Here is a 9848-nt window from a genome sequence, read left to right on the forward strand (position 1 = left end):
ATCGTTTCGCGGTCGGCCTGTGCGCGACCCTGGTGGCGGGCAAGATCAGTCTGCTGCCTTCCGCGCATACGCCGGAAGCGGTGCGCCAGTTAGCGTCGTTTGCTCCGGATACGTTTTGCCTGCATGACGCTGCCGAATGCGCCGTCGAATTGCCGCGCTTTCGGTTTCCTTTGCCGGGTGCTACTGCGCAGTCCTGTGAATCTTGCGGCGAGGATTTCTCTGCTGAAGTTGCGGACTCCGCTGCCCTCTTCCCCGCTGCCGCAGAAACCGTCGTGCCGCAGATCGACGCGACCCGTGTCATGGCTTATCTGTTCACCTCAGGTTCGACCGGTGTGCCGGTCCCGCATGACAAAACATGGGGTAGCCTGGTGCAGTGCCTGCGCACTTCGGCGGCCCGTCTTGGCCTGTTCGGGATGGGTGCCTGCACGCTGGTCGGCACGGTGCCGCCGCAGCACATGTACGGGTTTGAAACCACCGTACTGCTGGCGTTGATCGGCGGCTTTGCGTTCAGTAACCGCCAGCCGTTCTATCCGGGCGATGTTGCCGCTGAGCTTGCAGGTGTTCCGCAGCCGCGGGTGCTGGTCACTTCGCCGGTTCACCTGCGTGCTCTCGTGATGTCCGAGCAGGCGATGCCACCAGTCTCGCTGATGTTGTCTGCGACTGCGCCTCTCACACAGGATCTCGCGAGTGCCGTCGAGGCACGTCTCGGTGCGCCGTTGCTCGAAATTTATGGCAGTACCGAAAGCGGCCAGATCGCCACGCGCCGGACCGCGCAGAGTGCTGCCTGGGAGCTCTATCCCGACATTCGTCTCGAGACGCAGCGTAACGAGAATCCCTCCAGCGCGACGGGCGAAGCCGAACACGAACACGCAGACGACGCCACGACCTGGGCGTCTGGCGGCCACCTCGAAGCGCCGCTGCCGCTGGGCGACGCAATCGAACTGCTCGAGGTCGGCCATTTTCTGCTGCATGGCCGCAAGGGCGATCTCATCAATATCGCCGGCAAGCGGACCTCGCTTGGCTATTTGAATCATCAGTTAAACGAAATACCTGGCGTGGTCGACGGCGTGTTCTTCATGCCGGACGAACATGCTGTTGCGACTACGGGCATCGCGGGCACTTCGGACATCACCGGCGCAGAGCGCGGCGAGCCGGTGACGCGTCTGATTGCGTTTGTGGTTGCGCCCGGCCTTACGCCTGCGGATCTCCAACGTGCGCTGCGCGAACGCGTCGACGCCGCGTTCATGCCGCGCCCGTTGTGCTTCGTGGATGCGTTGCCGCGCAACGCAACGGGCAAGCTACCGCGTGACGTGCTGACGGCGCTGGCAGCCCAACAGGCTCAATCGGCGCAACAGGCTCAATCAACGCAACAGACGCAACCGGCGCAACAGAACCAGAAGATGCAACAGACTCAGCACATGCAACCGGCGGTCGCGCCGTCCGCAAGCCCGGCCACCGCCACCGCCGCGATCTACTTCACCATCGCCCCCGACCACCCTGCCGTTGCCGGACACTTCCCTGGCCAACCGATTGTCCCCGGCGTAGTGCTGCTCGATCACGCCATCAGCGCTATCGGCACCGCGCTTAACCGGTCGCTCGATGCCTGCCGCCTGCGTTCCGCCAAATTCCCAAGTCCGGCTAAACCGGGCACGCAGTTCGATCTGAGCTTCGAGATCACGGCGAGCGGCGCGATCCGCTTCACCGTCAACGCCGGAACCCGCGTCGTGGCGAGCGGCCTGCTAGCTGGCGCAGAGCCTGCAGCCTCCGCGACCCCGGCCGCTCCAGCAACGGAGGCGGTGTGCTCATGAAACGCCCCGCCTGGACCCAACGCAAGGAGCGCAGCAACATCCCGCTGATGCGCTTCATGACATGGCTGTCGCTACGCCTCGGCCGGCGCGTAAGCCGTATCGTGCTCTCGCCTGCCAGCGCCTATTTCATGCTGTTTTCCCCGGCCGCATGCAAAGCCTCGCGCGCTTATCTCACGCGAGCCCTCGGACGGCCCGCGACATGGCTCGACGTCTGGCGGCACCTGATCGTGTTCGGTGCGACCATCCACGACCGCATCTATCTGCTCAACGATCGCTTTGACCTGTTCGACCTGCGCGTGCATGGCCGGGAAGTCATGCGCGACACGCTGGCCGAAGGACACGGCGCATTCCTGATGGGTGCGCATCTGGGCAGCTTCGAAGTCATGCGGGCGCTCGGGCGCACGCAGCCGAATCTGCGGGTCGCCATCACGATGTATGAGGACAACGCGCGCCGAACTAGCAAGATCCTCGCGTCCATCAACCCGGCGGCAAAGCAGGACGTGATCGGCCTGGGACAGGTGGATTCGATGCTGAGGGTGCGTGAGTATCTCGACACCGGCAGCATGATCGGCATTCTCGCCGACCGCACCATACTTGGGGACACCCGCGATTCAGTGCGCCGGGTCGATTTTCTCGGCGCGCCCGCGGCGTTTCCGCTCGGGCCGCTGCATATGGCGGCCATGCTCAGACGCCCGGTGATCTTCATGACCGGGCTGTATCGCGGCGGCAACCGCTACGATATTCACTTCGAAACGCTGGCGGATTTCTCCAAGGTCGAGCGCGGCAAACGCGCCGCCGAGGTACAGGCCGCCCTGACGCGTTACGCCGCATTGCTCGAAAAGCATTGCCACGCTGCGCCGTACAACTGGTTCAACTACTTCGATTTCTGGCACGCCGAGCCGATCCCCGACGGCGCCGTCGCGAGTGGAATGCAGACCGTTGCCGAATCGAAGGCCGGGGCACCCCCCGAAGAGACGGCAGCGGTGCAAACCCAGCCACGAGCTGAACCTGTCGCCGAAGCCATCGCCCGGCAGGCAAGCGGAAGGATCGCGACACCGTTGGCGTCCAGCGCCGATCTGACCGCGATCAACTCGACGATCACCACCACGAGCAGGAATACCTGACGCATGACTGCAGCCCGCCCACTGTCCCGTGTTTCCCTGCGCCGCCAGACGCGCACGCTCGCCGCGCTGCTGACGCTCGCCAGCGCCTGCTGCGTTGCCGGCGGCCCCAACGCCAACGCGGCCAGCACCGACGCCGCGAGCTGGAACCTCGACCGTCTGATGTCCACACTCGGACAGAAAAAATCCGGACGCGCGAGCTTCGTCGAAACGAAGTATCTGTCGATTGCCGCCGAGCCCGTGACATCGTCAGGAGAACTGGTGTTCACCGCACCGGACCATCTGGAAAAGCGCACGGACAACCCGAAGCCGGAAGACCTCGTGGTCGACGGCGACAAGCTCACGATTGCCCGCAACGGCCACAAATACACGCTCGCATTGACGCAATATCCGGATCTGTCGGCTTTCATCGAGAGCATTCGCGCGACGTTATCGGGCAACCGTTTCGCACTCGAGCAGGTGTATAAGGTGGCGGTCACGGGAACCGGGGACGACTGGACGCTCACACTCACGCCGCTCGACTCCCGCATGCTGAAGACAATCAGCACAATCACGCTGACCGGTACGCGCGACGTCCTGCATACCGTCGCAATCCAGCAGGCCGACGGCGATCATTCGCTGATGCGTCTGCAAAACGACGCGGCCAACTGATGCGCGAGCAGTCTGTCGGCGGCACATCACCAGGTGGCATGGGGCGGCTGCTGCGGCAACGCGCCGTGCTGGTATGGCTCGTGTTTTTGCTGGCCTGCGCGGTAGTGATCAGCCGTACCATGTTCACCGCCGACCTGTCCGCGTTCCTGCCGCGCTCGCCGAGCGCCGGACAGCGCGTGCTGGTCGAGCAGTTGCGCGACGGCCTGGTGTCGCGGCTGATTCTGGTGGGGATCGAAGGGGGTGATCCTGCGACCCGTGCGGCCCTCTCGCGCAACATGGCCGCCCGCTTGCGCGGCGACACACAGTTCGCCTCTGTCAACAACGGCGAGCCCGTCAGCGAGACGCGCGACCAGCAGTTCATCTTCCAGCATCGCTATGTGCTGAGCCCGGCGGTGACGCCGCAGCGTTTTTCCACAGACGGCCTGCATCAGGCGCTCGGTGACAGCCTCGATCTGCTAGGCTCGTCGGCGGGCATGTTCACCAAGGAACTGCTGCCGCACGATCCAACCGGTGAAGTCACGACGCTCGTCAACCGGCTGGACAGCGGCGCGCAACCGTCGTCGCAGGACGGCGTGTGGGCCTCGCGCGACGGCAAGCGTGCGGTCATGGTCGTGCAGACCAAAGGCGCCGGCTCCGACACCGACGCCCAGGCCCGTGCCATGGCTACGCTGCAACTGGCTTTCGATACCGCAAAGCGCAGCGTCCCTAACCCGTCCTCATTCCACTTGCTGATGACCGGGCCGGGGGTGTTCTCCGTCGAAACGCGCGACAACATCAAGCACGATGTTGCCAGACTCTCGGCAGTCAGCCTCCTGCTGATCGTCGCGCTGCTGCTGGTGGTATATCGCTCGCCGCTCACGCTCCTGCTGGGTCTGCTGCCTGTGCTGTCGGGTGTGGCTGCGGGGCTCGCGGCAGTCAGTCTCACGTTCGGCACGGTGCACGGCATCACGCTCGGCTTCGGCACGACGCTGATCGGTGAGGCGGTCGATTACTCGATCTATCTGTTCGTGCAGTCCTCGCGTGCGCAGGCTCATGGCGCCTTGCCCACTGCCGGTTCAGCGTCCGTGCGCGAAGATGCGACGCTGCGCGAATGGATCGCCGTCTATTGGCCCACCATCCGCCTGGGCATGCTGACGTCGGTCTGCGGTTTCGCCTCGATGTTGTTCTCCGGCTTCCCGGGCCTCGTGCAACTGGGCGCGTATTCGATCGCGGGTTTGGTGACCGCGGCGCTCGTCACGCGTTTCGTTCTGCCGCATCTGCGCGGCGCGCGTTTCGCGATTCGCGACGTCGCCCCGCTCGGCGCAAGACTCGCCACGCTGACCGCTGCCGCGCCTCGTCTGCGCTGGCCGCTGGTCGCGGTGCTGGTGGCGTCGGTGGCGACGTTGGCTTTTCACCGCCAGCATGTCTGGAGTCACGAACTGTCCGCGTTGAGCCCGGTGTCGGCACAAAGCCAGGCGCTCGACGAAAGCCTGCGGGCCGATGTCGGTGCGCCCGACGTGCGTTATCTGGTTGTGATCTCGGGTGCGAGCCAGGAGGCGGTGCTGGAAGGCGCCGAGAAGGTGTCCGCGCAATTGCAGCCGCTCGTGGACAAGGGCGTACTGGCGGGCTACGAGAGTCCGGCGCTGTATCTGCCAAGCGTTGCCGCGCAGCACGCGCGTCTTGCCAGCCTGCCATCCGCGGACGTGTTGACAGCGCGGCTGCGCGAGGCCGTCGCCAATCAGGCAATCAGCGTCAAGCCGGAGGCGTTCGCGCCGTTTGTCGCCGATGTCCAGGCGGCCCGTCAGCAACCGTTGCTGCAACGCGCGGATCTGCGTGGCACCTCGATGGCGCTCGCCGTCGACGCACTCCTGACCGAACGCGCGGGCCGCTGGAGCGCGATGCTGTCGCTGCGCGCACCCGCTGGCGCACAGAACGCGGGTCATGCAGCCGCCCCCGACGAGCCGAGCCTCGACGCCGCCACGATCGGCGCCGCGGTCGCGCGCGCCCAGGTGCCGGACGCGCTCTTCGTCGACATGAAGGCCGAAGCCGACCGCCTCTACATCAACTACGTGCGCGAGGATATTCATCTGTCGCTCGCCGGGCTCGGCGCGATCGTCGTGCTGCTGCTGATCGCGCTGCGCTCGCCGCAAGCGGTGGTCCGCACGCTCGCTCCGCTCATCGCCGCTGTGCTGGTGGTCAGCGCGGGCCTCGCGCTGGTGGGTGAGCAACTGACCATCCTGCATCTGATCGGGATGCTGCTGATCGTTGCCGTGGGGTCGAACTATGCGCTGTTCTTCAACAAGCCAAACCTTGGTTCGACCGGAGGCCTAAGTATTGCCCCGCAAACTCTGGTGTCGCTGCTGATTGCCAATCTGGCCACCGTGGCGGGCTTCGGACTACTGGTGCTCGCCCGCGTGCCGCTGCTCAAGGCGTTCGGTTTGACCGTGGGTCCGGGCGCGATCCTCGCCCTTCTGTTCTCGGCGATTCTCGCGCCGGCCATCACGCGGGGCGACAGGGCCGAAACAGCAGCAACAGCGGAGCCAATCGAAGCGGCCGAACGCCGCACTGGAGAGCGAGTATGAATTCGACGACACCTCGCACGTCATCGCCCTCGCACACCGCATACGCAGCGCCTGGCGTCGCACGACGCTGGCAGCCGTCCCCTTTTGTCACCGGCTCAGCCGCACTGCATGTCGGCGCCGCAGCGGCGTTCGTGGCGCAACCTGCGCTCTGGCCGTGGGCGATCGGGAGTCTCGTCACCTCGCACCTGGCGCTGGTAGCCGCCGGACTGTGGCCGCGCAGCACGCTGCTGGGCCTGAACTGGACGGCGCTGCCCGAAAGCGCCGGCAGACAGATCGCGTTGACCATCGACGATGGCCCGAACCCCGAGGTCACGCCGCGCATACTCGACCTGCTCGACCGTTACGACGCCCGCGCGACGTTCTTCTGCATCGGCGATGTGGCGCGCCGCTATCCGCACTGCGTCGAAGCGATCGTCGCTCGTGGTCATGCCGTGGAGAATCACAGTCAGCGGCATCGTCATAACTTTTCGGTGATGGGTCCGAGTGCCCTGGAGCGCGAAATCGCGGCGGCCCAACAGACGTTGACTGACATCACCGGCACGCGGCCGTTCTTCTTCCGGGCACCGGCGGGATTACGCAATCCGTTCCTCGAACCAGTGCTGTGCGGGCTTGGGCTGCATCTGGCGAGCTGGACCCGACGCGGTTTCGATACGCGCACGCGCGACGCCTCCGTGGTGGCGCAGCGGCTGCTGCGAGGGCTTGCGCCGCGCGACATCCTGCTCGTACACGACGGCAATCCGGCCCGCGATGCGCACAATCGGCCGGTGGTGCTGGACGTGCTGCCTCGCGTGCTCGAAGCAGCGGTGGCGGCGCAGTTGCGCTGCACAACGCTGCGCGCGGCGATCGCACCGGGAGCTGACGATGCCTGAGACGTTGAATAGCACGAGCCTGCCGTTTGCTACCATTGATGCAAGGACTTCGGCGTCATCGTCCGGTCTCGGGTTGTTCCAGTCTGCCCGAGCCGTTCCATCGAACCGTAACAGGACCGAACTGTCGTGAAACCTCTCCTGCTCACGCATTTCACCGCCACGAGTTGTGCCGGACGCGGCCTCGACGCCACGCTCGCCGCGCTACGCGAGCAACGCGGCGGGCTCGTACCGTACCGCTTCGAGCGCGCGACGCTGGACACGTGGATCGGCGAGGTTGAAGGCGTCAATGACGAGCCGGTGCGTGCCGACCTGCGCGACTTCGACTGCCGCAACAACCGGCTGGCTCAACTCGGCCTCACGCAGGATGGCTTTGCGCAAGCCGTCGCGGCGGCGGCGCAGCGCTATGGCGCTGAGCGCGTCGGCGTGTTTATCGGCACCAGCACGGCCGGCATCCTCGAGACCGAACTCGCGTACCGGCAGCGCGATCCGCAAAGCGGCGCCCTGCCCGCCGGGTTTCACTATGCCGAGACGCACAACCCCTATTCGTCTGCCAGTTTCGTGCGCACTTATTTCGCGCTGCGAGGTCCGGCGCTGGTCGTTTCGTCGGCCTGCTCGTCGGGCGCGAAGGTGTTCGGTTCGGCGCGCCGCATGCTCGCCGCTGGGCTGATCGATGCGGCCGTGGTGGGCGGCGTCGATTCGCTGTGTCTGACCACGCTGTATGGGTTCAACTCGCTCGAGCTGCTTTCGAATGGCCCCTGCAAGCCTTTCGATACGCATCGCAACGGTATCTCGATCGGCGAGGCGGCAGCGTTCGCGCTGCTCGAACGTGCGCCGGATGGAGACGACAGCGCGAGGGCTCCGCTTGCCGACGATGCGATCCTGCTCGCCGGCATCGGCGAATCGAGCGATGCGTACCATATGTCGTCGCCGCATCCCGAGGGACTCGGCGCACGCCTTGCGATGGAGCAGGCCCTGGCGAGTAGCGGGATCGCTGCGGCCGAGATCGACTACATCAACCTGCACGGCACGGCGACGCCCAGCAACGATGCCGCGGAAAGCCTCGCGGTCAACGCGCTGTTCGACGGTACGCCCTGTAGCTCCACCAAGGGGGCAACCGGTCATACGCTCGGCGCGGCGGGGGCGCTCGAAGCCGTCATCGCCGCTCTTGCCTTGCGCGAGCAGTGGCTGCCCGCCGGCATCAATACGAGCGAGGCCGACCCAGCGTTGGGTCTCAACTATCTGCTGACGAGCCGCCCGGCCAGCCTGCGTAGCGCACTTAGCAATTCATTCGGCTTTGGCGGCACCAATTGCAGTCTGCTGTTCACCCGTGGGTTCAGCCATGCCGACTACGCATCTGACGAGAGCAGCGAGACTAGCGGAACCAATGGGAGGGCCGTCTGATGATTCCCTTGAGCACCGTCATTGAAAGCGTCGGCTTGATCGGACCGGGCTTTGCCAGCTGGGTCGACGCCCAGGCTATCCTCGCCGGCCACGTGCCCTACGAGGCTGCGCGCACGGTAGTGCCGGCGCCGGCCAGCCTGCCCTCCGCCGAGCGGCGCCGCACCGGCACGGGCGTCAAGCTCGCCCTCGCGGTAGGTCATGAAGCGGTGACGGCAAGCGGCCGCGATGCCGCCTCGCTCGCCACGGTGTTTGCGGCATCGGGCGGTGATGGTCAGAACTGCCATGCAATCTGCGAGACGCTTGCGAGCGACGACCGGAAGCTCTCGCCGACCCGCTTCCACAACTCGGTCCACAACGCGCCGGCCGGCTACTGGAGCATTGCGACACGGGCGATGGCGCCGTCCAACGTGCTATGCGCGTATGACGGCAGCTTCGCCGCGGGCCTCCTGGAGAGTCTTTGTCAGGTGGCGGTCGATGGCGTGCCCACGCTGCTGATCGCCTTCGATACCGAGTACCCGGCGCCGATGCGCGACGTCCGGCCGGTCCCCGACGCGTTCGGCGTGGCGCTGCTGCTCTCGCCGGTGCAAGGTGCAGATGCGCACACCGTTACAGGCACGGGAGCCAACGTGCTGGCTCGCATCGATGCTCGACTCACCGACACGCCCGCTACGGTGCTTGCCGTGCAAGAGTTAGAACAGATGCGTCGCAGCAACCCCGCCGCGCGCGCCCTGCCCCTGCTCGAAGCATTGGCGAAACAGCGTCCGGTGAGCGTGGTGCTCGATTATCTGCAGGACGTGCAGCTTCAACTGGACATCAACGTGCCGAACAGTTCCAGCAAGGAGGCAGCGCCGTGACTTCAACCCTGCCGCTTTCGCCGCCGCTCGACCACGCGTGGATTGCCACGAAGATCCCGCATGGCGGCGCGATGTGCCTGCTCGACCACGTCGCGGAGTGGGACGCCGACCATATCCGCTGTATGGCCACGAGCCATCTTGACGTGCATAATCCGCTGCGGGCACACGGACGCCTCGCGGCCGTGTGCGGCATCGAGTACGCTGCCCAGGCGATGGCTGTGCACGGTGCGCTGCTGGGTGCCGCCGGGTTGCAACGTCCACGGGCGGGTTTTCTGGCCAGCGTGCGGGAAGTCGACGCGCAGGTGGCGCGCCTCGATACGCTGGATGGACCCTTGAGCATCGAAGCCGAGCGCTTGAGCGGCAACGATAATAATATTCTGTACCACTTCGCATTGCGCTGTGATGAGCTCCTGCTGCTAACAGGCCGCGCCGCCGTCATGCTCGATGCGAGGGGTGCCCTTTAGTGTTTCCTTGATTCGCCTTCGATTTGTCTTTCAACGGCCGGACTCACGTTGAGCCCGGCGCTACTTCAGGACCTGTGTGATGAAGAAGCTCAGCGCGTTGTCCGCGCTTATAGCAGTGA

General features: G+C 65.6%; 8 protein-coding genes. All 8 read left to right on the forward strand.

Annotation, left to right across the window (positions count from 1 at the left end):
• On the forward strand, nt 1–1808 hold a 1808-nt coding region (locus M0954_RS12250; RefSeq protein WP_297353460.1), incomplete at its 5' end, for an AMP-binding protein.
• Nucleotides 1805–2932, forward strand: a complete 1128-nt coding sequence (locus tag M0954_RS12255; RefSeq protein WP_297353462.1) for an acyl-CoA synthetase — start codon at nt 1805–1807, stop codon at nt 2930–2932. The genes M0954_RS12250 and M0954_RS12255, both read left to right, overlap by 4 nt.
• A gap of 3 nt (nt 2933–2935) precedes the next feature.
• Nucleotides 2936–3580 (forward strand): outer membrane lipoprotein carrier protein LolA, encoded by a 645-nt coding sequence (locus tag M0954_RS12260; protein WP_297353463.1) that lies wholly within the window; start codon nt 2936–2938, stop codon nt 3578–3580.
• Entirely contained in the window at nt 3580–6141 is a 2562-nt protein-coding gene (locus M0954_RS12265) for an MMPL family transporter (RefSeq protein WP_297353465.1), read from the forward strand. The genes M0954_RS12260 and M0954_RS12265 overlap by 1 nt, the downstream gene beginning before the upstream one ends.
• Nucleotides 6138–7010: a polysaccharide deacetylase family protein gene (locus tag M0954_RS12270; RefSeq protein WP_297353467.1), complete on the forward strand. Its 873-nt coding sequence runs from the start codon at nt 6138–6140 to the stop codon at nt 7008–7010. The genes M0954_RS12265 and M0954_RS12270 overlap by 4 nt, the downstream gene beginning before the upstream one ends.
• A gap of 126 nt (nt 7011–7136) precedes the next feature.
• Nucleotides 7137–8411, forward strand: a complete 1275-nt coding sequence (locus M0954_RS12275) for a beta-ketoacyl-[acyl-carrier-protein] synthase family protein (RefSeq protein WP_297353469.1) — start codon at nt 7137–7139, stop codon at nt 8409–8411.
• Nucleotides 8411–9265, forward strand: a complete 855-nt coding sequence (locus M0954_RS12280) for a beta-ketoacyl synthase chain length factor (protein ID WP_297353471.1) — start codon at nt 8411–8413, stop codon at nt 9263–9265. The genes M0954_RS12275 and M0954_RS12280 overlap by 1 nt, the downstream gene beginning before the upstream one ends.
• On the forward strand, nt 9262–9729 hold the full coding sequence (locus tag M0954_RS12285) for a hotdog family protein (protein WP_297353472.1): 468 nt from the start codon (nt 9262–9264) through the stop codon (nt 9727–9729). Before M0954_RS12280 ends, M0954_RS12285 begins: the two co-directional genes overlap by 4 nt.
• Nucleotides 9730–9848 lie beyond the last annotated feature (119 nt).

It is taken from the genome of Paraburkholderia sp., from assembly GCF_026225065.1.
In the GTDB taxonomy this organism is placed as follows: domain Bacteria; phylum Pseudomonadota; class Gammaproteobacteria; order Burkholderiales; family Burkholderiaceae; genus Paraburkholderia.

What these genes read in the sequence shown, in the direction of transcription:
- M0954_RS12270 (WP_297353467.1), top strand. Translation starts at nt 6,138, where the DNA reads ATGAATTCGACGACACCTCGCACGTCATCGCCCTCGCACACCGCATAC.
- M0954_RS12265 (WP_297353465.1), top strand. Translation starts at nt 3,580, where the DNA reads ATGCGCGAGCAGTCTGTCGGCGGCACATCACCAGGTGGCATGGGGCGG.
- M0954_RS12255 (WP_297353462.1), top strand. Translation starts at nt 1,805, where the DNA reads ATGAAACGCCCCGCCTGGACCCAACGCAAGGAGCGCAGCAACATCCCG.
- M0954_RS12260 (WP_297353463.1), top strand. Translation starts at nt 2,936, where the DNA reads ATGACTGCAGCCCGCCCACTGTCCCGTGTTTCCCTGCGCCGCCAGACG.
- M0954_RS12280 (WP_297353471.1), top strand. Translation starts at nt 8,411, where the DNA reads ATGATTCCCTTGAGCACCGTCATTGAAAGCGTCGGCTTGATCGGACCG.